The sequence below is a fragment of the Dechloromonas sp. ZS-1 genome (genome assembly GCF_039649255.1).
Lineage (GTDB): Bacteria > Pseudomonadota > Gammaproteobacteria > Burkholderiales > Rhodocyclaceae > Azonexus.
The window spans coordinates 1-26347 of the sequence record NZ_JBDIYD010000022.1; the positions used below are offsets into that span (position 1 = coordinate 1).

The 26347-nt window shown below is 64.9% G+C and carries 18 protein-coding genes; 11 read left to right on the plus strand and 7 right to left on the minus strand.

The window, feature by feature from the left end; all coding sequences use genetic code 11:
• The first annotated feature begins 93 nt into the window (after window positions 1–93).
• The 7 genes from AACO21_RS16125 (at window position 94) to AACO21_RS16155 (ending at window position 12656) form a co-directional block, all read left to right on the plus strand.
• On the plus strand, window positions 94–2277 hold the full coding sequence (locus AACO21_RS16125; RefSeq protein WP_346193551.1) for a patatin-like phospholipase family protein: 2184 nt from the start codon (window positions 94–96) through the stop codon (window positions 2275–2277).
• The gene (locus AACO21_RS16130; RefSeq protein WP_346193552.1) at window positions 2277–4952 is read left to right on the plus strand and encodes a PD-(D/E)XK nuclease family protein; all 2676 of its coding nucleotides are present in this window, start codon (window positions 2277–2279) and stop codon (window positions 4950–4952) included. Before AACO21_RS16125 ends, AACO21_RS16130 begins: the two co-directional genes overlap by 1 nt.
• Window positions 4949–8335, plus strand: coding sequence for a UvrD-helicase domain-containing protein (locus tag AACO21_RS16135; protein WP_346193553.1), 3387 nt, complete (start codon window positions 4949–4951; stop codon window positions 8333–8335). The genes AACO21_RS16130 and AACO21_RS16135 overlap by 4 nt, the downstream gene beginning before the upstream one ends.
• 4 nt (window positions 8336–8339) lie before the next feature.
• Complete coding sequence (locus tag AACO21_RS16140; RefSeq protein WP_346193554.1) at window positions 8340–9008, plus strand: response regulator transcription factor; 669 nt, start codon at window positions 8340–8342, stop codon at window positions 9006–9008.
• Entirely contained in the window at window positions 8977–10278 is a 1302-nt protein-coding gene (locus AACO21_RS16145; protein WP_346193555.1) for a HAMP domain-containing sensor histidine kinase, read from the plus strand. Before AACO21_RS16140 ends, AACO21_RS16145 begins: the two co-directional genes overlap by 32 nt.
• 63 nt (window positions 10279–10341) lie before the next feature.
• Complete coding sequence (locus AACO21_RS16150) at window positions 10342–11961, plus strand: phosphoethanolamine--lipid A transferase (RefSeq protein ID WP_346193556.1); 1620 nt, start codon at window positions 10342–10344, stop codon at window positions 11959–11961.
• Entirely contained in the window at window positions 11958–12656 is a 699-nt protein-coding gene (locus tag AACO21_RS16155; RefSeq protein ID WP_346193557.1) for a phosphatase PAP2 family protein, read from the plus strand. The genes AACO21_RS16150 and AACO21_RS16155 overlap by 4 nt, the downstream gene beginning before the upstream one ends.
• Here the strand turns inward: AACO21_RS16155 and AACO21_RS16160 are convergent.
• Complete coding sequence (locus AACO21_RS16160) at window positions 12644–14038, minus strand: sensor histidine kinase (protein WP_346193558.1); 1395 nt, start codon at window positions 14036–14038, stop codon at window positions 12644–12646. The two genes, AACO21_RS16155 and AACO21_RS16160, sit on opposite strands and share 13 nt — an antisense overlap.
• On the minus strand, window positions 14035–14712 hold the full coding sequence (locus tag AACO21_RS16165) for a response regulator transcription factor (RefSeq protein WP_346193559.1): 678 nt from the start codon (window positions 14710–14712) through the stop codon (window positions 14035–14037). Before AACO21_RS16165 ends, AACO21_RS16160 begins: the two co-directional genes overlap by 4 nt.
• Window positions 14713–14780: 68 nt before the next feature.
• Between AACO21_RS16165 and AACO21_RS16170 the strand changes: the two genes are divergently transcribed.
• The 4 genes from AACO21_RS16170 to AACO21_RS16185 are packed head-to-tail and all read left to right on the plus strand — an operon-like array spanning window position 14781 to window position 20800.
• Window positions 14781–16022 (plus strand): TolC family protein, encoded by a 1242-nt coding sequence (locus tag AACO21_RS16170; RefSeq protein WP_346193560.1) that lies wholly within the window; start codon window positions 14781–14783, stop codon window positions 16020–16022.
• On the plus strand, window positions 16019–17149 hold the full coding sequence (locus tag AACO21_RS16175) for an efflux RND transporter periplasmic adaptor subunit (protein WP_346193561.1): 1131 nt from the start codon (window positions 16019–16021) through the stop codon (window positions 17147–17149). The genes AACO21_RS16170 and AACO21_RS16175 overlap by 4 nt, the downstream gene beginning before the upstream one ends.
• Complete coding sequence (locus tag AACO21_RS16180; protein ID WP_346193562.1) at window positions 17146–20235, plus strand: CusA/CzcA family heavy metal efflux RND transporter; 3090 nt, start codon at window positions 17146–17148, stop codon at window positions 20233–20235. Before AACO21_RS16175 ends, AACO21_RS16180 begins: the two co-directional genes overlap by 4 nt.
• A gap of 1 nt (window position 20236) precedes the next feature.
• Window positions 20237–20800: an SRPBCC family protein gene (locus AACO21_RS16185; RefSeq protein ID WP_346193563.1), complete on the plus strand. Its 564-nt coding sequence runs from the start codon at window positions 20237–20239 to the stop codon at window positions 20798–20800.
• 94 nt (window positions 20801–20894) lie between these two features.
• On the opposite strand, the gene AACO21_RS16190 is transcribed toward AACO21_RS16185, so the two are convergent.
• From AACO21_RS16190 to AACO21_RS16210, 5 genes are all read right to left on the minus strand, one after another.
• Window positions 20895–21269 (minus strand): diacylglycerol kinase, encoded by a 375-nt coding sequence (locus tag AACO21_RS16190; RefSeq protein WP_346193564.1) that lies wholly within the window; start codon window positions 21267–21269, stop codon window positions 20895–20897.
• Window positions 21266–24103 (minus strand): excinuclease ABC subunit UvrA, encoded by a 2838-nt coding sequence (uvrA, locus tag AACO21_RS16195; RefSeq protein ID WP_346193565.1) that lies wholly within the window; start codon window positions 24101–24103, stop codon window positions 21266–21268. The genes AACO21_RS16190 and uvrA overlap by 4 nt, the downstream gene beginning before the upstream one ends.
• 87 nt (window positions 24104–24190) lie before the next feature.
• A complete protein-coding gene (locus AACO21_RS16200) occupies window positions 24191–24784 on the minus strand; it encodes a hypothetical protein (protein WP_346193566.1) in 594 nt (197 codons plus the stop codon).
• A gap of 60 nt (window positions 24785–24844) precedes the next feature.
• Window positions 24845–25792 carry a LysR substrate-binding domain-containing protein gene (locus AACO21_RS16205; RefSeq protein ID WP_346193567.1) on the minus strand — a complete coding sequence of 316 codons (948 nt, stop codon included), beginning with the start codon at window positions 25790–25792 and terminating at the stop codon, window positions 24845–24847.
• Window positions 25793–25990: 198 nt separating this feature from the next.
• A partial coding sequence (locus tag AACO21_RS16210) for a hypothetical protein (protein ID WP_346193568.1) occupies window positions 25991–26347 on the minus strand: 357 nt, incomplete at its 5' end.

Consider the following 26347-nt stretch of genomic DNA (forward strand, 5'->3'; position numbering starts at 1 on the left):
CCGCGTCGACATCGAAGTCATCGGCACCAAGTAATCCGCCGACGCTTCACCGAAAGCCCCGCACCGCGGGGCTTTTTGCTTTTGAGACCCGCCATGTTCTACCTGTTGCGCCATTGCCTGTTGTGTCTGATCTGTGTCCTGCCGCTGCTGGCGCAAGCCGTTGAGGCCACGCGGCCGCGTATTGGCCTGGTGCTGGGCGGCGGCGGGGCGCGCGGCGCGGCGCATGTCGGGGTGCTCGAGGTGCTCGAAGCGCTGCATGTGCCGGTCGATTGCGTGGCCGGGACGAGCATGGGCGCCTTGGTGGCCGGTGCCTGGGCGGCGGGTATTTCTCCGGCGGAAATGCGGGCCGCACTCGATGGCGCGGATTGGGACGATCTCTTTCAGGACAACCCGGATTACGCCGAACTGGCCCATCGCAACAAAACCATGCTCCGGCGTTTTTTGCCGGGTTCGGAAATCGGCGTGGGGGCGGGTGGTGCCCGCTATCAGCCGGGCGTGGTGGCCGGACAGAAGATCAAGCTTTTCCTGAATCAGCTGGTGGGGGCCCGCTACGGTGAACCGGACATCGAGCACCTGAAGCTGCCGCTCTCGATCATCGCCACCGATATCGGCCATGGCGAACGCGTGGTGTTCCGCGAAGGTTCCCTGACGGCGGCCATGCGCGCCAGCATGTCGGTGCCGGGCCTGCTTGCGCCGGTCGAGCATCAGGGACGCAAGCTGGTGGATGGCGGCCTGGTGGATAACCTGCCGATCAGCGAGGTGCGCGAGCGCTGCCAGGCGGATGTCGTGATTGCGGTCAATGTCGGGTCGCCGCGCCTGAAGGTGGAAGAAGTGGGGTCGCTGCTCACGGTCTCCGCCCAGATGGTGAACATCCTGACTGAACAGAATGTGGCGCGCTCGCTGGCCAGCCTGCACCCCACGGATATTTTGTTGCGCCCCGAGCTGGAAGGGGTGCGCAGCACCGATTTTGGCCGTTACGAGACGGCCATGGCCAGCGGCAAGGCGGCGGCCCAGGCGGCGCAGGCGCAGTTGGCGGCCTTGGGCGTGCCTGCCGAGGCCTATGCCGCCTGGCGTAGCAGCTTGCGCGTCCAGCCGGCGGTGGCACCGCGCGTGGATGCGGTGGAGATCGTGGGCCTGAAGCGTGTTCCGCTGGCGGCGGTCGACCGCCATCTGGAGGTCGAATCCGGCAGCCCGCTCGACCTCGCCACGCTCAACCGCGATGTGTTGCGCATTTACGGGGACGGCCATTACGAACGGGTCGATTACAGCCTGCTGACGCAACGCGAACGGACGGTGTTGCGGGTGATGCCGGTGGAGAAATCCTGGGGCCCGGATTATGTGCGTTTCGGCCTGAACCTGCAGGCTGATACCAGCCAGGGCTCGGGCTTCGGCCTGCGTGCGGCCTATCATCGGACCTGGCTCAATACGCTGGGGGGCGAACTCCTGGTCACGGGTGACGTCGGGACGACCAGTCGTTTAGGCGCGAATTTTTATCAGCCGCTGGATGCCGGACAGCGTTTTTTTGCCGAAACAACGATCGGTGTCGAGCATTCCCCCTACAACCTCTATCAGGGGGATCGCCGGATTGCCCAATACACCATGCGTGACCGGGGCGCGAGCGCCTATCTGGGGGCTAATATTGGTCTGCTGGGGCCGGTGCGGCTGGGCTGGGTCGAGCGCCGCCGCGATTTCGACGTCAGTGTCGGCCAGGCCTTCCTGCCGCGCGCCAGCATTGATCTCAGCGGTTGGCGGGCCAGCCTGGAATTTGACCAGATGGACCGTCTCTATTTCCCGACCCGGGGCTGGGCAGCGCAACTGAGCTGGTTCAATGCGGCACACCTGGGGTACAGCCGGCTGGATGCCGATCTGCGGGCCAGCACCCGGGTGGCCGGCAATGTGTTCAGCGGGCGCCTGCGTTATACCGGTTCGCCGCGTGGCACCCTGCCGGCTTTCGATGCCGGTCAGCTCGGCGGTTTCCAGAACATGACGGCCTTTGCGCCGGGGCAGTTGCTGGCGGACGAAGTGCGCTATGTCGGCGTGCGCGGCGAGCGTATTCTCGGACAGGCCCCGCTGGGTCTGCGCGGTGATCTGCGCATCGGCCTGACGGCGGAATTCGCCCAATTGCAGGGTCGCTACGCCGAAACCGGGCGACGCAGCCTGGTCGACTCGACCGCCGTCTATATCGGGGGCGAAACGCCGTTTGGCCCGGCCTATCTGGGCTTCGGTTATTCGTCCAGCGGCGCCAGCAACCTCTTTTTGTTTGTAGGGACGCCCTGATGCCGCTCGAATCGACCCCGCTGACGCTCTGCGCGACCAGTCGCCTTGCCCAGACCCTGCGCCGGGCGCGCCCCGGCGAGCAAGCCGTGTGGCGCACGCCGCAGGCCATGACCCCGGCGCAATGGCTGGCCGCGCTGGCGGACGATGCCTTGCTGTGCGGCATCGATGATCTGCCGCAGGCGCTCGATCCGGTGGCGGAGCGACTCCTCTGGGAGCAGGTGATCGCCGCCGATCTCGGCGACGCCTCGCCCCTGTTCGATCTGGGCGGCATGGCGGCAACGGCGGCGGAGGCGCATGCGCTGTGTCGGGTCTGGGGCGTGCTGCCGACGGGCGAGTTCCTGCCGGATGAAACGCGGCGCTTCCTGGCCTGGCAGGCCGCCTTCCTGAAGCGCTGTGCAGGACACGGCTGGATCGATCTGGCGGGCCTGCATCAGCGTCTGCTCGGCCTGATCGAGGCCGGGCAATTTGCCTTGCCGGCCAGCGTCCATCTGGCCGGGTTCGACCGGCTGACGCCGTTTGAGGAGCGCCTCTGTGCTGCGCTGCGGGCGCGAGGGGTGACGGTGAGCGGTGATGAAATCGGGCTGTCCGCGACGGTCGACCGTCAGGCCGTGCAGGTTTTCGCCGGGCCGGATGCCGAGGCCGAGTGTGCCGCTGCCGTTGCCTGGGCCGAGGCCGCGCTGGCGGCCAATCCGGCGGTTCGACTGGGGATTGTCGCGCCGGATCTGGCCGGGGTGCGGATGGCTTTGGAAACCCGGCTCGATGCGGCCTTTCACCCGGATCTCCTGCGCCCGGACGCCGCCGAGGTGCCGCGCTGTTTCAACTTTTCGCTTGGTCATCCGCTGGCGGACCTGCCGCTGGTGCGCACGGCACTCGATCTGCTGCGTCTCGGTGGCCTGCGTGGGAAAGTCGAGCAGGCGCGCTTTTCCGCCCTGTTGCTGGCCGGTGGCTGGTCGGCCTCGGTCAGCGAAGCGGATGGCCGGGCGCGGTTCGATGCGGCGATGCGCCAGGGCCTGCATTACTTTGTCAGCCTGCAGGGTGTGTTGCGCTTTGCCGAGCGGCTGGCTGCCCAGGATGCCTTGGCCTGCCCGCAGAGCATGGCGGCCTTGCAGGCCGTGGCGGCGGTGTTTGCCGAGGCCCCGCGCAGCGCGCGGGCCGGACAATGGGGGGCGCTGTTCCGTGCCGCCTTGCTGGCCGCCGCCTGGCCGGGCGAACGCCCGCTGTCCAGTCATGATTTCCAGGCACATCGGGCCTTTGGCGAGGTGCTCGATGCCTTTGCCGGGCTCGATGCCGTGCTCGGCAAACTGACGCTCAGCGAGGCCTTGCGCCGCTTTTCGGCGCTCTGCCGCGAGCGCGTCTTTCAGGCTGAAACGCGGGGGACACCGTCGATTCAGGTGCTCGGCGTACTCGAAAGCGCCGGCCTTGAATTCGATGCCCTGTGGGTGATGGGCCTGAACGATGACCGCTGGCCGCCGGCGCCGCGTCCGAATCCGTTGTTGCCGGCCGAATTGCAGCGTCAGGCCGGCTCGGCGCATGCGAGCGCTGCGGTTGAACTGGATTTTGCCCACCGCGTGCAGGCCCGCCTGCTTGCTTCGGCGCCGGCCGTGACCTTGTCCTGGTCGCGGGCGGACGGCAATCGCCTGTTGCGGCCGAGCCCTTTACTGTCGGACCAGCCGCCGGCGGTCGACCTGCCTGGCGTGGCCAAAACCGCCGAGGTGCCGATCGATGCCTGCGAACAGCTGGAGGATACGCAGGCGCCGCCGGTCGGTGACGGCGAAAAAGTCCCCGGCGGCAGCTGGATTCTGCGCGCGCAGGCGATTTGCCCGGCCTGGGCTTTCTTCCAGCACCGTCTGGGCGCCAGCGCACTGGAAACGCCGGTCGAGGGGCTGGATGCCGCCGATCGCGGCACGCTCGTGCATGCGGTGCTCGAACATTTCTGGACACGCTGGCAGACGCAGGCGGCCGTTCAGGCCCTCGCAGCGCCCCAGCTGGCGGCGGCGATCGAGGGCTCGGTTGAAGCCGCCCTGGCCGGCTTTGAAGCGAACCGGCGACTGCCCCTGCCGCCGCGTTTCCGGGCGCTCGAGGCGGCGCGTCTGCAACGCCTGGTCGAGCGCTGGCTGGCCGTGGATCTGGCGCGCAGCCTGCCGTTCGAGGTGGTCGCCTGCGAGCAGCGGGCCGAACTCAGCATCGAGGGCATCCGCGTGCGCATGACCGTGGATCGCATCGACCGCCTGGAAGATGGCCGGCGCATCATTGTCGATTACAAAACCGGCCAGCGCATCGATGTGGCGAATTGGGCCGAGGATCGCATTACCGAGCCGCAGTTGCCGATCTATGCCGCGCTGGTCGAAGCAGAGATCGCCGGCGTGGTCTTCGCCAAGGTGCTGCTCGACAAGCCCGCCTTCTCCGGCGTCGCCGACGCGCCGGAACTCTTGCCCGGCGTCAGCGGCATCGGCGATCACAAGCAGAAAATTTTCGATCCGGCACGTTTTCCGGATTGGCCCAGTGTGCTCACGCACTGGCGTTCGGCACTGACTGCCGTCGCCCGTGAAATCCGGGCCGGGGAGGCCGGGGTGCGGATTGCCGATGAAGCGGCGCTGGCCTATTGCGAGGTATTGCCCTGCCTGCGTTTGCCGGAGTGGCGGCGCTGGCGGGCCGGTGCAGGAGATCAGGGATGACGGAAAAAGACCTCGTCGGCGGCGTTGACCGTCTGACTGCCGATGCGCGGGCCCGCGAGCGGGCGCTGGCGCCGGCCTCGTTCATCGTCGAGGCACCGGCCGGGGCCGGCAAGACGGAACTCCTGACGCAGCGCACGCTGAGCCTGCTGGCCCAGGTGCGCCATCCGGAAGAAGTGCTGGCGCTGACCTTCACCAACAAGGCCGCGACCGAAATGCGCGACCGCATTCTCGGTAGCCTGGAACGGGCCGGGCGCGGCATCGTGCCGCCCGAGCCCCACAAGCGGCTGACGTTCGAGCTGGCGCGTGCCGTGCTGGCGCGCGATGCCGAGTGCGGCTGGCAGCTGCTCGAACATCCCGGCCGCCTGCGCATCACCACGCTCGATGCGCTGTGCGCCAATCTGGCCCGGCAACTGCCCTTCCTGTCCCGCTTCGGCGGCCAGCCTGCGGTGACCGATCAGGCCGATGTGCATTACGCGGCGGCAGCGCGCCAGACGCTGGACATGGTCGAGCAGGACGATGCAGACGGGGCCGTGGTCGCCGATGCCCTGGCCTTCATGGCCAACGATGCCGGGCGTCTCGAGCGCCTGATCCTGGCCATGCTGGAGAAGCGCGATCAATGGCTTGCCTACGTGGCCCAGATCGAAGACGGCAGCATGCGTGAGGCGGTCAGCGCGGGCTTTGCCGCCCTCGTCGAGCGCGATCTGGCTGCCGTGGCGGCGCGGCTGGATGGCCGCCTGCAATACGCCCTCATGCCGCTGGCCCGCTTTGCCGCCGCCAATGCGCCGGAGGCGCTGGGTGCCCTGGCCGATTGGGAAATGACCCTGCAGCCGACGCGCGACGACCTGCCGCGTTGGCAGGCGCTGGCGCAATTGCTGATTGCCCCGTCGTCCGGCACCTTCCGCAAGTCGCTGACCAAAAACGTCGGCTTTCCGGCGGGCAAGCCCTTTGCCGAGCAGAAGGCCGCGATGATCGCGCTGCTCGATGAACTGGCCACGGTGAGCGGTCTGGAAGCGCTGCTGGCCGCCGTGCCGGGGCTGCCCGAGCCGGATTTGAGCGATGCCGAATGGTCGACCGTCGCCACCTTCGCGCGCCTCCTGCGTCTGGCTGCCGGCCAGTTGTGGCTGATTTTCCAGACAGCGGGCGAGGTCGATTTCATCGAGATCGCCGCCCGCGCCAGCCTGGCCCTGGGGGAGGACGAGGCGCCGACCGATCTGGCGCAGGCCCTGGATTACCGTATCCAGCACCTGCTGGTCGATGAGTTTCAGGACACCAGCCCGAATCAGGTGCGCCTGCTGGAAAAGCTGATGCGCGGCTGGCAGCCGGACGATGGGCGCACGGTGTTCGTGGTGGGCGATCCGATGCAGTCGATCTACCGCTTCCGCAAGGCCGAAGTCGGGCAGTTCCTGACCATCCGCCAGCGTGGTCTGGGCGGTTTGGTGCTCGAACATCTGCGCCTGTATCGCAACAACCGCTCCTTCCCGGCCATTGTCGATTGGGTCAATGCCGCCTTCCCGGGCATCTTCCCGGCTCAGGATGCGCCGGCGACCGGGGCGGTCAGCTATGCCGAGTCGGCCGCTACCCGCCCGGCCCACGCCGAGAGCCGGGTGCAGGTGCATCCGGTCATTGCGGCCGATGCCGACACCGGCGCGCAGGCCGAGGCGGCCCGCGTGCTGGACTTGATCCGGGCAGCGCGCGCCGCCGCACCGAACGAACGCATTGCCGTGCTGGTGCGCGCCCGCAGCCATCTTGAAGCGCTGGTGGCAGCGCTGCGCCAGGCCGCCGGCGAGATCCGCTTTCAAGCGGTGGAGATCGAGGCGCTGGGCGGGCGTCAGCATGTCGAGGATCTGCTCTCCTTGTACCGGGCGCTCAGTCACCGTGCCGACCGCGTGCACTGGCTCGCCATCCTGCGCGCACCGTGGTGCGGCCTGACTCTGGCCGATCTGCATGCGCTGGCCGCCGATGACCGCCAGGCCACACTGTGGTCCCTGATCAATGACGCGGCGCGCTGTGCCCATCTTTCGCCGGACGGCCAGGTGCGCCTGAGCCATGTCCGCAGCGTGCTCGGTCTGGCCTTTGCCGAACAGGGCCGGGTGCCGCCCCGACGCTGGCTGGAGGCTGCCTGGCGCATGCTCGGCGGGCTCGAAACCCTGTCCGGCCCGGCCGATCTGGCCGACATCGACGCGTTTTTTGCCCTCATGGACCGGTTGACCGTCGGCGGCGAATTGGCAGCGGATCGTCTGGCCGAACGGCTGGGGGAGCTCTATGCCCCGCCCGACCCGCAGGGTGAAGCCGTCCAGCTGATGACCATCCACAAGTCGAAAGGCCTGGAGTTCGAAACCGTGATCCTGCCCGGTCTCCATCGCGAAACCGGGGGCAATGAGAGCAGCCTGCTGCTCTGGGACGAATTCGCCGGCGAGGATGGACACGAGCATCTGCTGGTTGCGCCGATGCGTGCCAAAGGCGAGGCGGGTGGGGCTACCGCCTACGATTATCTGCGCCGTATCGAAGGCGAGCGTGCCGCACACGAAACCGAGCGCCTGCTCTACGTCGCGGCCACCCGCGCCATCCGCTGCCTGCATCTGGTCGGGATCGTCGCGCCGGATGACAAAAAGGAAAACGGTCTGCGCCTGCCCGCCAGCGATACCTTCCTGCGCTTGCTCTGGCCGGGTGTCGCCGAGCCGGTGTTCGCTGCCGCCCTGGCCGCGGGGGAGACCCTGGCGGCCGCGGCCGCGAGCAGCGCCCCACCCCGGGCCGCCCTGCCGCTGCGCCGCCTGCGTCAGCCGGCCATCCCGGCCGTGCTCGCCACGCCACCCGGCGACCGCCGACCGCTCGGCAACCCGCTGGCACCGGATGCGCCGATCGGCACTTTGAACCTGGAGGCCTCGGTTGGCACGCTGGTGCATCGCTGCCTGGAATTGATCGTCAGCCAAGGCCTGGCGGCCTGGCCGCTGGCCGGGCTGGCTGCACGCGAGGCCGGCTGGCAGCGCTGGTTGCAGGCGAAAGGGCATGATGCCGAAGCCAGCGCACACGGCGCCCGCGAGGTGCTGCTGGCGCTGCAGGCCACGCTGGCGAGTGAAACGGGCCTATGGCTGCTGAGCGCCCCCGCGGGCGGCGCAGAAGAGGCCTGGAGCAGCGTCGATGCCGAGGGAGCGACGGTCAACCATGTGATCGACCGCATTTTCGTGGCCGACGGGGTGCGCTGGATCATCGATTACAAGACCGTGCGTGTGCCGGTGGATGAACTCCCGGCGCGGGCCGAGGGCTTCCGTCCGCAGCTGGCACGCTATGCCCGGCTCTTTGCCGGCGACCCCCTGCCGCTCAAGGTGGCGATTTTCTTCCCGCTGCAGGCGCAACTCATCGAATTGAACGGGTCGGTATACTGACGCCATGCATGTTCTGATTGTCGAAGACGACCGTACGATTGCCGAGAATCTTTACGATTTTCTCGAAGCCTGCGGCCATCAGTGCGATTTTGCGCACGCCTTGGGGGCCGCCCGTGTGTTGTGTGCCAACACGGTCTTTGATGCCATCCTGCTCGACCGCGCCCTGCCGGATGGCGACGGGGCGACGCTGGTCCGCGACTTGCGCGCGGCCGGCAATGCCGTGCCGGTGCTCATGCTGACGGCCCGCGACACGCTCGATGACAAGGTGGAGGGTTTTAGCGCCGGTGCCGACGATTACCTCGTCAAACCGTTTGCCCTGAAGGAAGTCGAGGTCCGTCTGCTGGCGCTGGTGCGCCGGGCGCAGCCGCGGCCGTTGGCCCCGGTGGTGAGCTTTGGCGATCTGCGGCTCGATCCGGCTGCCCGTGAACTGCACTGTGCCGATCAGTTGATCGCCTTGCCGCCCAAGGCGCTGCGTTTGCTGGAAACGATGCTGGCCCAGCCTGCCCGTATCTATAGCCGGCGTGAGCTTGAAATGGCGGTCTGGGGCGACGAACAGGCGAGCAGCGACAACCTGCGCAGTGTGCTGCACACCGTTCGCAAGGCGCTGGCTGGCCGTTCTTCGGTCTCGATCACCAATCTGCATGGCAGGGGGTATCGCCTTGCGCTGGCGTGATGCCTTTGCCGGCATGCGGGGGCGGATCGCCCTGGCGGTTGCCGTCTTCGCGACCCTGGCCCTGCTGGCTCAGGCTTTTTCGCTGCTCCTGGCGTTCGATGAGCAGGAAGAAGAATTCATCGACGAGCTCCTCGGGCAGCAGATCGAATACAGCATCCGGCTCTGGCACTCGCATCCGGAGCTGGCTTTCCCGAACACGCCGGACATGCGTCTTGTCCGCATCCCCGACGGCATGCCGCCACCGTCGGATCTGGCACCGGAAGTCGCTCGCTTGCCAATCGGTAACCATGAACTGGATCTGAACGACCGCGAGCATCACATCGCGGTGCGCCATGACGATGGTGCCCGCTTCATCCTGCTCTACGATGTGGGCGAGCACGAAAGCCGCTTGCAGTCATTGGTCGCCAACCTGATCAGCGGCGCGCTGCTGCTGGTGCTGATCTTGTTGGTGGGCAGCTATTTCCTGGCCGGGCAACTCGCGCAGCCGCTCGAGCACCTGGCCCGTCGCGTCGAACAGGGCGATGATCAGGACTTGGTCGACCCTGCGATGGCCGCGGAGGTGAAAGCCCTGGCTGCCGCTCTGGAGCGCGCCCGGGCCCGCCAGCGTCTGGCCATCGAGCGGGAGCGGGCTTTTTCTGCCAACCTCTCTCATGAACTCCGGACGCCATTGACCGCGATCCGTACGGATGCCGAGCTGCTGTCAGCACAAGCTCTGCCGGACGGGGCCTTGCGCCGGACAAACCGGATCATGGACAACGTTGACCGTATCCAGGCCACTGCAGGTAGTCTCCTCATGCTGGCCCGTGACGTGGTACCGCGCGAGAGCGTGGCGATCGATCTGGCGCAGACGATCCTGCGGCTCTGGGAAACCCTGCATCCCGCCAACGGTGGCAAGCCGCTCGTGCTGGCCCTGGATGTGCCGTCGGGCACGCAGGTCATGGGCGACCCCGCGCTGGTTGAACTGGTCCTGCGCAATCTGCTTGAAAACGCGCTGCGCTACAGCGATGCAGGTGAGATTCGCTGCACCGTGCGCGCTACCAGCCTGGTCGTGGCCGATACCGGGCCTGGGTTTTCCGAGGATGAACTACGCCGTCTCTTCGAACGTTTTTACAGCGGTCGCCAGGGCGGACACGGCCTGGGCATGGCCCTCGTTCATCATGCTTGCGCAGCCTGTGGCTGGCAGCCTTCGGCGCGCAACGGCGAGTCGGGGGGCGGCGAGATCTGCATCGATTTCGGTGACAGCTTGCGCTCACCTGTCATGGTTGCCTGAGGGCCTCACACTTTCCTCACACTTGCACGCATAGAGTGTCGCCCGTGTTTTCAGGGGAAGTCCATGCGTCACCAGGATCGTGTTACGAGTGCTGCAGGTGGGTCGATTGAACGGCTGGCCTTGCTGGGCAGTGTGTTTTTTGTGGCCTTCTGCAATCCCAATTTCTGGCAGGTGATGGCCACGCCAGATCGTCTGGCCCGCGCTTCGGGTTGGGCCTTCCTGGCGGCGAGTGCGGTGGCGCTGGTGGCCGTGCATTTCATCCTGCTCTCGCTCCTTCTCAACCGCTGGACCTGGCGCTGGCTGAGCCCCGTTTTGCTCGTGGCGACCGCATTTGCCGTGTATTACATGACGCGGTATCACGTGTATCTCGATCCGACCATGCTGCGCAACGTCATCGCGACCGATGTGCGCGAAGCGCGCGATCTGATGGCCTGGTCATTGCTCCCTTACCTGCTGGGCTATGCCGTGATCCCGATCTGGTGGCTGCGCCGCTACCGCGTGGCGCCGCGTCCCTTGGGGAGCGCGCTGGCCCGGCGCCTGATGTTTATCGGCCTGGCTGTGGTGCTGGGCGCGGGCGCGGTGATGGCGGTGTTCCAGGAAATGGCGTCGACGATGCGCAATGACAAGGCACTCCGCTATCTGGTCACGCCGGCGAATTACCTGTATTCCCTCGGGCGGGTTGCCGTGGGCAGCGCGAAAACGGCGGATGGCAAACGGGCCCCGGTCGGGGAAGATGCCGTGGCCGGCGCGCGCCTGCAGGCAGCAGGCAAGCCGGTCGTGCTGGTCATGGTGGTGGGAGAAACGGCGCGCGCGGCCAACTGGGGCTTGTCCGGCTACGCCCGCCAGACGACGCCGGAACTGGCCAAGGCCGGGGTGATCAACTTTGCCGATGTGACCAGTTGCGGGACCAATACGGAAACGTCGCTGCCGTGCATGTTCTCTGCGTTGGGACGCCGTCAGTATGACGAGGACCGCATCCGGGGCAGCGAATCCCTCCTTGACGTGGTCGCACGGGCCGGCTTTCGTGTGGTCTGGATCGACAATCAGTCCGGCTGCAAAGGGGTGTGCAATGGCGTGGAGTCCTTGCGGACCGAGTGCGCAGGCGGCGAATGCATGGATGCTGCGCTGGTCGACCGCATGAAGGGGGTGATTGCCGCGACGCCGGGGAACCTGATGATTGTCCTGCATCAGATGGGAAATCATGGCCCGGCTTATTTCAAGCGCTATCCATCTGAGTTTGAGTTATTCAAACCGGCCTGTGCAGTGGCTGATCTGGCGCGCTGCGAACGTGAGGCGATCGTCAATGCCTACGATAACGCCATCGCCTATACCGACCACGTGCTGGCTCAGGCGCTACAGGAACTCAAAACCCTGAAGAGTCATGCGCCAGCCTTCCTGTATGTCTCGGACCACGGTGAATCACTCGGTGAAAACGGCCTCTTCCTGCACGGTATTCCGTATGCCATTGCACCGGAAACCCAAATGAAGGTGCCGATGGTGATGTGGCTCTCCGATGCTTTCCGTCAGCGTTTCGGCGTGCGCGCCGGGTGTCTGGAACAGCGTGCCGGACAGGCCGTGACGCACGATCATTTGTTCCACAGCATCCTGGGCCTGCTGGATGTGCAAACACAGGTCTACGAGCCGGTCATGGACTTGGCGCATGCATGCCGTAGCGCTTCATGACGCAGGCGGATCTGATGTGGCTGCGCCGCCAGGCCGTTGGCCTGCTGCTTGTGGCGATTGTTTTACTGCTGGTGTTTGAAAATACCCGCCTGGATGTACGGCTGAGCCAGTATTTTTTCGATGCGGCTGCGGGTAACTTCCCGTTGCAGCATCACTGGTTGTTTGAGCGCGTGTTGCATCATGGTTTCAAAAGCGCAGCCTATGTCGTTGGCTTGGCGGGTATCTTTTTCTGTATCTATGCCATCCATCGCGGTGTCCCTTGGCTCAGTCGGCCACAGGCGATGCTGGCGGCAATCGGGACGGTGTTGATTCCGCTCGCAACGACTGCGCTGAAAAGTATGACCAACCGCCATTGCCCGTGGGATGTGATTGATTTTGGCGGCTATGCGCCCTATGTCAGCCTGTTTGCCACCACCCCCGGCGAGATCGCGCGTGGGCTGTGCTTCCCGGCGGGGCATGCTTCCGCCGGCTTTGTCTGGGTGGTCTGGTACCTGGCCCTGCGGTCAACGCGTCCGGCATGGGCAAAATGGGCGTTGTGGGCCGGTTTGCTGGGCGGCATGGTCGCGGGCGTCGACCGCTTGCTTCAGGGCGCACACTTTCTGTCCCATGTCCTGTGGTCAGGATGGTTCGCCTGGGCGCTCTCGCTGCTGCTGTGCTGGCTCTTGAAAGTGCCGCAGGGGCGTCAGCTTGCCTGAACGTTCGCTGGGTCGTGACGTCGTGAGGCGGGAAGCCGGACGCTGAGGCAGGCGCCGCCGAGGCTCGTGCTGCGTCCTGCTTCGACGTGGCCACCGTGCTGGCGGGCGATTTCGCGCACGATGGCCAGGCCCAGGCCGGTGCCATCGTTCGGACTGCCGGCCGCCCGGAAAAAACGTTCGAAGACGCGCGTGCGATCTTCTTCGCGGATGCCCGGACCGCTGTCTTCCACGCACAACTGTGCCTCACCGTCGACCTGGCCGCAGTGCACCGTGATGGTGCCGCCTTCGGGCGTATGGCGCAGGGCATTGTCGAGCAGATTGGCAAGTAACTCCTGGAGCAGGAGCGGGTTGCCGGCGACCTCTGCCGGTGTCAATTCAAAGCCCAGATCGATTTGACGCTCAAAGGCGCGGGGCAGGTAGCTTTCGGCACTGTGGCGGATCAGGTCCGGCAAGGAAAGGTGTTCCGGGACATCGCCGGCTGCAGGTTCGGCACGCGCCAGGGCGAGCATTTGCGTGATCAGGTGGGAGAGCCGTTGCGTCGCGCGCAGGATGCCCTGCATGGCCTGTCCGTGTTCTTCGCGCGGGGCGCCGAGGGCAGCTTCGACCTGGGCTTGCAGTGCGGCAACCGGTGTTCTGAGTTGGTGCGCGGCATCGGCGACAAAATTGCGTTGTGCGGTGAGGGAGTGGGCCAATCGATCCAGCAGGGCATTGATTTCGGTGACCACGGGCTGGATTTCTTCCGGCACACCCACCCGCACCGGACGGAGGTCGGTCGGCGAGCGCCCGGAGAGCTCTTCGCGCAGCGTTTGCAGCGGGCGTAAGCCGGCCCCGATACCGACCCAGACGACGATCAGGCTGACAAAACTGAGTGCGAGCTCGGGCACCAGCATGCCAAGCAGGATTTCCTGCACCAGGGCATTGCGCTTGACCAGGGTTTCCGCAGCGAGAATGGTGACGCGTTGTCCGCCGTGCTCCGTTTCGAGCGCCGATACGCGTACCGGCTCGGCCTCGATGTGGCCGTCGAAGTAAAAGCGTTCGGCATCGCTGCTGCGTCGGGGGCTGCCCCGGGGCGGCACGAGCAGGCGGGCATCCCCATCCAGCAGGGCACCGTCGGCCCGGCGTACGGCATAGAACATCTCATCGAATTTATCGGTCAGCAGGACGGCGCGGGCCTGGGGCGTGAGCGGCAGTTGCGGCTTGCCATCGACGATCTGAAGCTGATCGGCAATCGCCAGGACCGCGTCAAACAGGGCGCGATCATAAGCTTTCGTGGCGCTGCGCCAGGCGGTCCAGTAGGCGGTGGCTGCCCCGGCGACGAGCAACAGCAGCATGGCCGGCAGCAGCCGGCTCAGGAGCAGATAGCGCAGGCTGGCGGACTTCACACGTTGTCGCCCGGCTTTTCCATGTAGTACCCCAGGCCGCGCACGGTGCGGATGGTCAGCCCGGCCGGCTCCAGTTTGCTGCGCAGACGGGAGATGAATTTTTCGATGGCATTGGGCGTGATTTCCTCTTCCCATTCGTACAAGGCCTGCATGATCTGTTCCTTGTTGATGATGCGGTTGAGGCGAGCTGAGAGGAATTCGAGGGCGGCCCACTCGCGGGCCGTCAGGTCCAGGGCCTGATCGCCCAGCCAGGCGCGTTTGCCGATGGTGTCGAGCGACAGTTTGCCGAGCCGGATGACCGGGTCGTGACTGGCATTGCCGCGCCGGATGAGGGCGCGGACACGGGCTTCGAGTTCGGGCAGGGCGACGGGTTTGACGAGGTAGTCATCCGCGCCGAGATCGAGCAGGCGAACACGCTCTTCGATGGCCTGACGGGCCGATACGACGAGGACCGGCATGTGTTGCTTGTGTTGGCGCAGGCGTTGCAGCAATGCGCTGCCGTCGAGGTCGGGCAGCCCCAGGTCGAGGATGGTCAGGTCGTAGCTGCTGGCATCGATGAGCTGTACTGCCGTCTTGCCATCCGGGGCATGATCGAGCACGTAGCCGGATTGCCGAAGGGCGCGTGACAAGCCGTCAGCAAGGAGTTGGTCATCTTCTACGAGCAGAATGCGCATGGTACCGTCGGCGTCAGGAAATGGTCAGTCGGCAAACATACGATGATACCCCGCTCAGGAGTCTGTCGTTGATCACACGTTTTCTTTTCCTATTGTCCTGTTTGCCTGCCCTGGCTTGGGGCCAGGCAGCGCTGAACCTCTCGCTGGCCGAGAGCGAGGCACTATGGCGCGCGCACAGCCGAGAGCTCGCCTTGTCGCGGACCGCGGTCGAGGGGGCTGAAGCCGACGTCCAGACCGCGGGGCAGCGCCCGAACCCATTTGTGTCGCTGGGTTTGCTCTCGATCAGTCCTTCGTCCGGGATCGGCGCCGGACGCTGGAAAGACAAGAAGATGGATAACGTCCTGCGTGTCGATCAGGTGATCGAGCGCGGCGACAAGCGTGCCTTGCGTGTGCGTGGTGCCGAATCGCGGCTGGAGGCGGCCCGTCAGGATCTCGACGATACGGCACGACAGCAGCTGGCCGGGTTGCGCCGGGCGTATTACGGCTTGTTGCTGGCGCAGGAGAAGGCTCGCTTGGCGCAGGAGTCGGCCCAATTGCAGGCGCGTGGCCTCGAGGTGGCAGAACGTCGTTTGAAAGCCGGCGATATCGCGCCGGTAGAGGTGTCGCGTTTGGCCGTCGATAAAGCCCGTGCCGATAACGACGCGCGTCAGGCGCAGTCCGAGCTCGAACAAGCGCGCTATGTGCTGGCGTATTTGATTGGCAGGGAGCGCGAGGCAGCTTCGCTGCAGGCAAGTGATCCTTGGCCCGCCGTGCAGGCGAGTGCGGAAGAGGCCAATCTGGCCGCCCGCCCGGATCTCGAAGCCGCCCGGCGCCGTGTGGCCGCGGCGGAGGCGGATCGGGATCTGGCGCGCGCCTTGCGCCATCGGGATGTGAGTGTCGGCATGCAGGTCGAGCGCAATAACCAGAACGCGCCGACCAACAGCGTGGGCTTCGGCGTTTCTGTCCCGCTTTTCCTCTGGCACGAGCACGAGGGGGAAATCCGCCGGGCCGAAGCCGATTACAACGCGGCCCGCCTGCAGCTGGCGCAACTCGAGGCACAGGTCGGCGGGCAGTTGGGCCAGTTGGGCAGCGCCTTGCGCGCCGCCCGGGATCGCCTGCAGCGTCTTGAGCAGGGACTGCTGGCCGATGCCGAGCGGGTGGCCGCTGCCGCCGAGCTGGCGTATGCCAAGGGGGCGATGAACCTGATGGATTTGCTGGATGCCCGGCGTACCCTGCGCCAGGTCCGCATCGAGGCTGCAACAGCGCGTGCCGAATACGCAATGGCACGCGCTGACTGGCAACTTGCCGCTGAATACGGGAAAGAACAATGATGCGAATGACCTTGATGTGCGCCAGCCTCCTCATGCTGGTGGCGTGCTCCGGCCCCGAGGAAGGGCGTAAAACGCCGCTGGTGCGTGCAGAAGGCGATCGCCTGACCCTGAGTGAACCGGATAAAGCGGATTTTCTGCAGATCGTGGCGGTCGACCGTCAGAAACAAAGCATTTTGCGTTTGCCGGGGCGGCTGGTCTGGAACGAAGACAAAACCGTACGCGTGGTGCCCCAGCTGGGCGGACGGGTGCAGCGCATTGCGGTCGACGTCGGGGACCGTGTCAAAGTCGGTCAGGCCCTGGCCGTGCTGGGTTCGGCCGATTACGGTGAAGCCCAGGCGGATGCGCGTAAAGCTGCGGCCGACTTGCGTGTGGCCGAGCAGGCCGAGGTGCGCGCGCGCGAACTGCGCGAAGCCGGTATCGTGGCCGAGAAGGAGTGGGTCCAGGTGCAGGCGGATGCCTTGCGGGCGCGTGCCGAAGCCGAGCGTGCCAAGCGCCGTCTGAATACCCTGGGCGGCGATGGCGATGGCAACTACACCCTGAAGAGCCCGCTGGCTGGCGTGGTGGTGGCGCGCAATCTGAATCCCGGCATGGAGTTCCGCCCGGATCAGGCGGGCGAGCCGTTGTTCGTGGTGACCGATCCTGCCAGCCTGTGGTTGCAACTGGATGCAGCCGAGGAGGATGTGCGCTTCCTGAAACCCGGCGAAAATCTGGAACTCGAGGTCAAACAATTTCCGGGCGAGCGTTTCAAGGGTGTCATCCGCCGGATTGCCGACTTTGTTGATCCGCAGACGCGGACCTTGAAAATCCGCTGCGAAGTCGCCAATCCCGACCGTCGCCTGAAGGCCGAAATGTTTGTCCATGCGCTGGTGCAGGTGGCGGGCAGCGATGCCTTGTCGGTGCCTGCGGCGGCCGTCATGCTCCAGGGCGATCAGCGCTATGTTCTGGTTGAGGAGGGCAAGGGGGTGTTTCGACGCCAGGCCATCCTGGCCGGGCCGGAGCGCGATGGCATGCTTGAGGTGCGCGAGGGCTTGAAAGCCACGGACAAGGTGGTGGTTGAGGGCAATCTGAATTTGGCCCGCTATCTGAAGTCGACCGCCGCCAAGCCGACGAAACAGGCTAAGCCATGATCAAGCGCATCAGCCATTTTGCGCTGCATCAGCCGCTCTACATCCTGCTTGGCCTGGTGCTCTTCATCGGGATCGGGATCGCGGCATTCCGGATCCTGCCGATCGAAGCCTTTCCGGATGTCACCGATACCCAGGTGACGATCATCTCGCTCTATCCGGGGCGTGCGCCGGAAGAGGTGGAGAAGCAGGTCACCATCCCGCTGGAGATCGCCCTCTCCGGGGTGCCGAATTCAATCCGGATGTTTTCCCATACCCAGTTCGGCCTGTCTTTCATCGTCGTGACCTTTGATGAAAAGCCCAGTCTGTTCATGGCCCGGCAATTGATTCAGGAGCGCCTGCGCGGGCTCGATCTGCCGCCAGGGGTCGAGCCGGAACTGGCGCCGCCCGCCACCGCCACCGGGGAGATTTTCCGTTATCGCCTCGATGCGCCGGGCATGAGCCCGACCGAGTTGCGGGCATTGCAGGACTGGAGTGTCTCGCGCCAGCTCAAGCAGGTCTCCGGCGTGGCCGATGTGGTCTCGCTCGGCGGTCCCATCCGCCAGTACGAGGTGCGGCCGGATCTGGCCCGTCTGCGCGATTACGGGGTCACGCTCGGGCAGCTTTTCTCGGCACTCGAGCGGGCCAATGCCAATGCCGGGGGCGGTTCGGTGGCGCAGGGACGCCAGCAATTCCTGATCCGTTCGATCGGTCGTCTGGCCTCTTCCGCCGATATCGCGCAGGTCGTGGTGGCCGAGCACAAGGGCGTTCCCGTGCTGATCCGTGATCTCGCCGAGGTGGTCGAGTCGCGTGTGCCGCCGCAGGGCATTGTCGGCTACAGCGATGCAGAGGGCAGCCAGGATGATGTGGTCTCCGGCATTGTGCTGTTGCGCAAGGATGAAAATCCCTCTTTCGTGCTGGATGCCTTGAAGGCGCGGGTGGATGCTTTGAATGACGGGGGCCTGCCGGCCGGCGTCCGCCTGATTCCCTATTACGACCGTTCCTGGCTGATCAGCAAGACCCTGAAAACCGTCTTCACCAATCTGCTGGAAGGGGCGCTGCTGGTCATGCTGGTGCTCTACCTCTTCCTGGCCGATTTGCGGGCAGCCGCCATCGTCGCCTCGATTATCCCGCTGGCGCTGATGGGGACCTTCATCGGCCTGACCCTGGCCGGTATTCCGGCCAACCTGCTCTCGCTGGGGGCAATGGATTTCGGCATCATCGTCGATGGCGCGGTGATCGTGATCGAAAACATCTTCCGTCGCCTCGGCGAGGCGAGCAAGGACGACGACCATCGCCCCCGCGTGCGGACGATCCAGGAGGCGGTGATCGAAGTGGCCCGTCCGACCGTGTTCTCGATGATCATCATCATCGTGGCTCACCTGCCGATCTTCACGATGCAGCGTCACGAAGGGAAGATTTTTGCCCCCATGGCCTATTCGGTGGTCTCCGCGCTGATCACCTCGCTCATCCTGTCGCTGACCCTGGTGCCCTTCCTGTCCAAGCTGGCGTTCCGCAATTCGGTGCCGCATGAGGAAACCCGCCTCATGCACTGGCTGATGGATCGCTATGAGCCCTGGCTCAAATGGGCATTGGCCAACGCCAAGCGCATTCTGGCGATGGCTGTCCTGGCGCTGGCCGTGACGGCCGCCTGCGTGCCCAAGCTGGGCACGGAATTCCTGCCGGAGCTCAATGAGGGGTCGATCTGGGTCAATATCACCCTGCCGACCTCGGTCTCGGTCGATGAGGCCAAGGGCGAACTGCGCAAGTTGCGGGCGGCCTTGCTCGAATTTCCCGAGGTCCGTGCGGTCATTTCCAAGGCCGGGCGGCCGGAGGATGGCACCGACCCCAAAAACATCAACATGACCGAAATGCTGCTCGATCTGAAACCGGATGGCGAGTGGCGCAAGGGGATGTCGAAGGAAGAACTGGTGCGCCAGATGGAAGACCGCCTGAATGACCTGCCGGGGATCGAGCCGACGTTCAGCCAGCCGGTGCGCGACCAGATTCTGGAGTCGATTTCGCAGATTGATGGCCAGATCGTGATCAAACTTTTTGGCGACGACATGGCGACCCTGCGGGCGCATGGCAACGAGATTCTCGAGCGCATTGCCCCGGTGCAGGGTGTGATGCGGGCCTTTATCGACCGCGATGGCAATTTGCCGCAATACCGTCTGGAAATCGACCGGGCCGCCGCCGCCCGCTATGGCCTCAACGTAGCGGATGTGCAGGATGTCATCGAAACGGCGCTGGCCGGCAAGGTGGCGACCGAACTCTGGGAGGGCGAGCGGCATTTCGGCGTCGCCGTGCGTCTGGCCGAACCGGCGCGTCAGCTGGATCGCCTGAAGGACATCCTGATTCCCACCGCCAGCGGCGCGCAGGTCCCGCTATCGGCGATCGTCGATTTCCGCATGGGTAGCGGTGCCATGAACATTGCCCGCGAGAGCGGCAAGCGGGTGGTGGCCATCGGGGTCTTCATCCGCGACCGCGATATGGGCAGCGTGGTGGCCGACATGAAGAAGGCCACGCAGGACATGCGTCTGCCGCGGGGCTACTCGATCACCTGGTCCGGCGAGTTCGAGAACCAGGAGCGGGCCATGCAGCGCTTGATGCTGGTGGTGCCCTTGTCCATCCTGATGATCTTCATCCTGCTCTTTGATGCCTTCAAATCTTTCCGTGATGCCCTGATCATCATCTGCAACATTCCCTTTGCCCTGATCGGCGGTATTTTTGCCTTGCTGCTGACGGGGATTCCACTCTCGGTGTCCGCCGCCATCGGCTTTATTGCCTTGTTCGGCCAGGCGGTGCTGAACGGGGTGGTGATGGTGAGTTACATCAATCAGCTGCGCCAGCAGGGCGTGCAGCTCTATGAGGCAGTGTTCCAAGGGGCGATGTCGCGTTTGCGAACCGTTCTGATGACGGCCAATTTGGCCATGCTGGGCCTCTTTCCGATGGCCATTTCACGGGGCATCGGGGCGGAGACGCAGCGCCCGCTCGCACTGGTGGTGATTGGCGGGTTGATCACGGCCACCTTGCTGACGATGTATGTCCTGCCTGCCTTGTATTACTTCATCGAATCGCATCCGCGCTGGCGGCGGACGGCTGTGTGAGATGAGGGCGTGGGCCTGTCGCGGCGTGTTGCTGCTTGCCCTCGCCCTGAGTAGCGCGCAGACGCGGGCTGTTGAGTTGGGACCGGTGACGGTCGACGCGCGTGAGGGCGGATTTTTCGGGCAGCTCCGTTGCGTGGTGCATGCCCCGGTCGAGATCGTCCGCGCGGTGCTCACCGACTTTGAACACATGCCCGCTTTCGTTCCCAATCTTGAGCACAGTCAGATTCTCGAACATCACGGGAACGTCTACCGGATTCGCCAGCGCGGGACGGTGCACTGGGGCGTCTTCTCACAGGCTTTCGAGTCGGAACGCAGGGTTGAATGGTTTCCCGATGACCATTTGGTCTCCGAGGGCAGCAGTGAAACCTTTCGTCGTGTCCGCAGCGACATGCGTCTGTTCGCCAATGCCGAAGAGACGACGCTCGAGTACCGGATCGAGATGACCCCGGCCGGTTGGCTGCCGGCCTTCCTGGGAACCCGTTTCATGCGCCACGAACTGGCCGAGCAGTTTACTGCCATGGGCCGCGAAATGGAGCGGCGGGCGCAGTTGCAGGTGCGCCACTGAAAAAAAGCCCGTCGCGAGGACGGGCTGAACGTGTTTGGAGGAGTTACGCCATCATCATGGCGCAACTGTCTGACGCTCACCTGACCATGAGGGGTCAGCCCAGTAAAACGCTGGCCCAGATCGCGGCGGCCGTGATCAGGCTGAGGAGCACGGCGGCACTGCCCATGTCCTTGGCGCGTTTGGCCAATTCATGTTTTTCCGGCGAGGCTTTGTCGACGACGGCCTCCACGGCCGAGTTCAGGATTTCCACGATCAGGATGAGCAGGATGCTGCCAATCAGCAAGGCCCGCTCGACCCCGTTTTTGCCCAGAACCACGGCGAGCGGCAGGGCAATGGCGGCAAGCAGCACTTCCTCGCGGAAGGCGGCCTCATTCTTCCAGGCCGCACTCAACCCGTCGCGGGAATAGCCCAGCGCATTGAAGAGGCGGGTCAGGCCTTGTTTGCCCTTGAATTCGGTGTAATCGCTCACGTGTTGTGCTCCAGCATGGGTTTCAGGAAGCGGCCGGTATGGCTGGCTTTGCATTGGGCGACGGCTTCCGGTGTGCCGGCGACCAGGATGCGGCCACCGCCGCCGCCGCCTTCGGGGCCCAGATCGACGATCCAGTCGGCGGTCTTGATCACATCCAGGTTGTGCTCGATGACAACGATGGTATTGCCGTGATCGGCCAGCCGGTGCAACACGGCGAGGAGCATTTCGATGTCCTGGAAATGCAGGCCGGTGGTGGGTTCGTCGAGGATGTAGAGGGTGCGGCCGGTGTCGCGCTTGGAGAGTTCCAGGGCCAGTTTGACCCGTTGTGCTTCGCCGCCGGAGAGCGTGGTCGCGCTCTGGCCGAGGGTGATGTAGCTGAGGCCGACATCGACCAGGGTCTGCAGCTTGCGGGCGACGCCCGGCACGGCGTCGAAGAACTCGCGCGCCTGCTCGACCGTCATGCCGAGGATGTCGTGGATGTTCTTGCCCTTGAACTGGATTTCCAGGGTTTCCCGGTTGTAGCGCTTGCCGTGGCAGACGTCGCAAGGCACGTAGATGTCCGGCAGGAAGTGCATCTCGACCTTGATCATGCCGTCGCCCTGGCAGGCCTCGCAGCGCCCGCCCTTGACGTTGAAGGAGAAGCGGCCCGGGCCGTAACCGCGGGCCCGCGACTCCGGCACCTGGGCAAACAGTTCGCGGATCGGCGTCAGCAGGCCGGTATAGGTGGCCGGATTGGAGCGCGGTGTGCGGCCGATCGGCGATTGATCGACGTTGATGACCTTGTCGAACAGATCGAGGCCGACAATTTTCTGGTGGGCCGCTGGCTCGGTCGTCGAGCCGTAGAGGTGCTTCGCGGCAGCGGCGTACAAGGTGTCGTTGATCAGCGTCGATTTGCCGGAGCCGGAAACGCCGGTCACGCAGGTCAGGAGGCCGAGTGGAATGTTCAGGTCCACGTGCTTCAGGTTGTTGCCGCTGGCCCCGAGGACTTGCAACTGACGGGCCGGGTCCTGCGGTCGACGCCGCGTGGGCACCGGAATTCGCCGGCTGCCGGAGAGGTAGGCGCCGGTCAGCGAAGCCGGGTTGGCCGCAACCTCGTTCGGCGTGCCGTGCGCGACGACAGCACCGCCATGGATGCCTGCACCGGGGCCGATATCGACCACATAGTCGGCCAACCGGATGGCATCTTCATCGTGCTCGACGACGAGCACGGTGTTGCCCATGTCGCGCAGGTTTTTCAGCGTCTCAAGCAGGCGGTCGTTGTCGCGCTGATGCAGGCCGATCGAGGGCTCGTCGAGCACGTACATGACGCCGGTCAGGCCCGAGCCGATCTGCGAGGCCAGCCGGATGCGCTGGGCTTCGCCGCCGGAGAGGGTTTCTGCCGAACGTTCGAGGCAGAGATAGTCGAGGCCGACGTTGATCAGGAAGGAGAGGCGGGCGGTGATTTCCTTGAGAATCTTCTCCGCCACCTGCGCCTTGTGGCCGGTCAGCTGCAGGCTGTTGAAGTAATTGCGGGCCTCGCCCAGCGGCAGGCGGTTGATCTCGTGCAGGGTCAATGCCCCCGGCCCCGTGCCCACCCGCACATGGCGGGCTTCGGTGCGCAGGCGCGAGCCGCTGCAGGTCGGGCAGGTTGAATTGCTGATGTACTTGGACAGCTCTTCCCGGACGGCCTGCGAGTCGCTGCCCCGGTAGCGCCGTTCCAGATTGGGGATGATGCCTTCGAAGGTATGGCTGCGGTCGAAACGGGTGCCTTTGTCGTTTTCGTAGCGGAAGTTGATCGAGACCGTGCCGGAGCCGTAGAGGATGAGCTGGCGGATGTGGTCCGGCAGTTGCTCGAAGGGGGTGTCGACCGAGAAGCCGTAATGCTCGGCAATCGATTCGATGATCTGGAAATAGAACTGGTTCTTCTTGTCCCAGCCGCGAATGGCGCCAGCGGCGAGCGACAGATGCGGTGCCGTGACGACGCGCTTGGGGTCGAAGAATTGAATGACCCCGAGACCATCGCACTTCGGGCAGGCGCCCATCGGGTTATTGAAGGAGAAGAGGCGCGGCTCCAGTTCCTGCAGGGCGTAGGAACAGACCGGGCAGGCAAATTTGGCCGAGAACAGGTGTTCCGTCGCGCTGTCCATTTCGAGCGCAATGGCACGCCCGTCGGCGTGACGCAGGGCGGTTTCGAACGACTCGGCGAGGCGCTGGCGCATGTCATCGCGCACTTTCAGGCGGTCGACCACGACATCGACGCTGTGTTTCTGCGACTTGGCCAGCTTGGGCACGGCGTCGATTTCATAGACTTCGCCATCCACGCGCACACGGGCAAACCCCTGGGCGCGCAGTTCGGTGAACAGGTCGAGCTGTTCGCCCTTGCGATTCGCGACCACGGGCGCCAGGATCATCAGCTTGGTCTCGGCCGGCAGGCTGAGCACGTGGTCGACCATCTGCGAGACGGTTTGCGCTGCCAGCGGCTGGTTGTGATCCGGGCAGTAGGGCGTCCCGGCGCGGGCATAGAGCAGGCGCAGATAATCGTGGATTTCGGTGACGGTGCCGACGGTCGAGCGCGGGTTGTGGCTGGTGGCCTTCTGCTCGATGGAAATGGCCGGGGAGAGGCCCTCGATCAGATCGACATCCGGCTTTTCCATCAATTGCAGGAACTGCCGGGCGTAGGCCGAGAGCGATTCGACGTAGCGGCGCTGCCCTTCCGCATAGAGCGTGTCGAAGGCCAGCGAGGATTTGCCGGAGCCGGACAAGCCGGTGATCACGATCAGTTGATCGCGCGGCAGGTCGAGGTTGATGTTCTTGAGATTGTGCGTACGCGCACCGCGAATGCGGATGGTTTCCATCGCCAGACAACCGAGGTTGGGGAAGCCTGAACTATACGCAAAAGCGGGCGCGTCCGCAGTAGTTTTACTGGGTGTTTATCCAGTAATTTACTTGCCGGCTTTGAAACTTTCCTCGGCGATCAGCCAGCGTCCTTCAATGCGGCGCAGGGTGAGCGTCTTCTGGCCGTTGTCTTCGCGCTGACGGGAACGGTAGTGCTGCTCGAAACTCAGGCGGACTTCCTCTGCCGAGATGCGTTCGAACTTGGGCGTCCCGCACACCAGGTCGATCTTGCCAGCGTGCTGGATGATCTGCTTGCGTTGGGCGCGCCACTGGGCAGGGGTGGCTGCCTTGCCCTTGAAGGCGGGGGCATAGTGGGCCAGATAGGCGTCAACATCGCGCGCGGCCCAGGCGGCTTGCCAGCTGGCGAAACGGGCGAGGGCGTCGGCTTCCGTGGTGTCGGCAACGGCGTCACGCGGGGCGCTGGGGGCCGGGCTGGCCGGCGGGGCGGGCAGCACTGCCGGTTGCGGAATCGGTGCCGGCGCGCGCTGCACTGCCGGCGCGGGGCGATTCCAGTCACGGTTACTGGTGTCTTCCGGCGCTGGATCGAACACGGTGAGCATCGACGAGACGGAGGCACAGCCAGCGAGCGCAAGGCTGGCGAGAATCGGAGTCAGGCGGACGAGCGGGCGGCGATGGGTCATGGTGATCACAGGGGGATTTATGCAGACAGGTTGCCACTATAGCCAAAAAACGCTGTGATTTCAGCGTTCTGGCACAGATTCTTGCCAATGGGCCGCTTGCCATTCGCCGCTTTGGGCGAGATCCCGGCACAGCGTCTGGGTCAGCCTCTGCACGGCACGGGCGGCCGCCGAGAGCGGGATGGCGCGCGGATGGCAGAGCAGGATGCGGCGTTGCAATCCGGGGGCGCTCAGCGGACGGGCATGCAGGTGTCCGGCCTGGAGTTCGGCGTGCAGCGGCATGGGCGGGAGCAGGGTATTGCCCATGCCGGCAAGCAGGCTGGTGCGCAGGATACTGATTGAGCTGATGTCGGCGATGACATTCGGTGCGGCCAGCCCGGCAGCTTGGGCTGCCGATTCGATCAGGGGGCGAACGCCATGCGGTCGGGCCGGGAGAATGAGCGGCAAGCGCAGTGCTTCGGCCAGGGAAATCGGGGTGTTTGGCGCGTCGACCGTCGGGCTCGGCGAAATCAGGCAGAGCGCTTCGTCGAGCAGGTAATGCCGATGAAAAGGCGCGCTGTGCTCATCCTCGAAGAGCACGGCCAGGTCGATCCGGCCGTCGCGCAACTGAGGAACCAGATTGCCGGTCAGTTCTTCCGTGAGTTCCAGGACGACGCCCGGCAAGGCTGCCCGTACTGCTTTCAGGAGCGGCAGGGCCAGCGCCTGCGAGACGCTGTGCGGAATGCCGAAGACCACCTTGCCGGTCGGTGTGTCGGCGGCAGTCCGAACGCTGGCTTTGGCCGTATCGACCTGGCGCAGGATGGATTGGGCGTGGCCGATGAAGGTGTGACCGGCTTCGGTGAGTGCGACCCCGCGCGGCAGGCGTTCAAACAAGGGGGCACCGAGTTCGGCCTCCAGTTGTGCCAGCTGGTGGCTGAGGGCGGATTGGGCAATGAACAGCCGAGCCGCGGCCTGGGACAGGCTGCCGTGTTCGGCAATGGCGATGAAGTAACGCAGTTGGCGGAGTTCCATGCGGACACGCGGGTCATCAGAATGGCGAGATCATCCATCTGTTTTAAAGATGTGTCTATCTTGATTCTGAATTTTTCAGATGGATTGGCGGGTGCTCTAATGCGTCCATCGATTCACGACATCCCGCACCGCCACCCGCGGTGACGCCAGGCCAGACCCGGCCACGGATGGGTGGAAAGGCATTCCGACCGGGAGTGATCAGGCGCGGAGCTGGCTGGCAACAGCGGCTCCGCGTTGTGTTTTGCGGGTCGGGTGCTCCCTGTCGCCACCGACAGTTGCAGCGACAGGGAACGAACCTCCAAGTTTTGCCCCAGGGAGGTTGAGGGTGTTGAATATTGCAAGGCCTGTGCCAGGGGTTGGGGTTTGTTTATCTCTTTGATTATTTGGTGAGTTGTTTTTTTCTGGTTTCGTTTTGCGTCGGGAAACCGGATGGTGGCGGGTTTGGGGGGTCGGAAAACCGACTGCGGGGTGGGGTTGGGGCTGTGTTCCGCCCTGACGGCGTCTTCCTTTCTTTTGCTTCGCCAAAAGAAAGGAAGCAAAGAAAAGGCGACCCCA

Excerpts from the sequence above, each read along its gene's own strand:
- AACO21_RS16125 (WP_346193551.1), top strand. The coding sequence starts at position 94 with ATGTTCTACCTGTTGCGCCATTGCCTGTTGTGTCTGATCTGTGTCCTG.
- AACO21_RS16130 (WP_346193552.1), top strand. The coding sequence starts at position 2,277 with ATGCCGCTCGAATCGACCCCGCTGACGCTCTGCGCGACCAGTCGCCTT.
- AACO21_RS16135 (WP_346193553.1), top strand. The coding sequence starts at position 4,949 with ATGACGGAAAAAGACCTCGTCGGCGGCGTTGACCGTCTGACTGCCGAT.
- AACO21_RS16140 (WP_346193554.1), top strand. The coding sequence starts at position 8,340 with ATGCATGTTCTGATTGTCGAAGACGACCGTACGATTGCCGAGAATCTT.
- AACO21_RS16145 (WP_346193555.1), top strand. The coding sequence starts at position 8,977 with ATGGCAGGGGGTATCGCCTTGCGCTGGCGTGATGCCTTTGCCGGCATG.
- AACO21_RS16150 (WP_346193556.1), top strand. The coding sequence starts at position 10,342 with ATGCGTCACCAGGATCGTGTTACGAGTGCTGCAGGTGGGTCGATTGAA.
- AACO21_RS16155 (WP_346193557.1), top strand. The coding sequence starts at position 11,958 with ATGACGCAGGCGGATCTGATGTGGCTGCGCCGCCAGGCCGTTGGCCTG.
- AACO21_RS16165 (WP_346193559.1), bottom strand. The coding sequence starts at position 14,712 with ATGCGCATTCTGCTCGTAGAAGATGACCAACTCCTTGCTGACGGCTTG.
- AACO21_RS16175 (WP_346193561.1), top strand. The coding sequence starts at position 16,019 with ATGATGCGAATGACCTTGATGTGCGCCAGCCTCCTCATGCTGGTGGCG.
- AACO21_RS16180 (WP_346193562.1), top strand. The coding sequence starts at position 17,146 with ATGATCAAGCGCATCAGCCATTTTGCGCTGCATCAGCCGCTCTACATC.
- AACO21_RS16185 (WP_346193563.1), top strand. The coding sequence starts at position 20,237 with ATGAGGGCGTGGGCCTGTCGCGGCGTGTTGCTGCTTGCCCTCGCCCTG.
- uvrA (WP_346193565.1), bottom strand. The coding sequence starts at position 24,103 with ATGGAAACCATCCGCATTCGCGGTGCGCGTACGCACAATCTCAAGAAC.
- AACO21_RS16200 (WP_346193566.1), bottom strand. The coding sequence starts at position 24,784 with ATGACCCATCGCCGCCCGCTCGTCCGCCTGACTCCGATTCTCGCCAGC.
- AACO21_RS16205 (WP_346193567.1), bottom strand. The coding sequence starts at position 25,792 with ATGGAACTCCGCCAACTGCGTTACTTCATCGCCATTGCCGAACACGGC.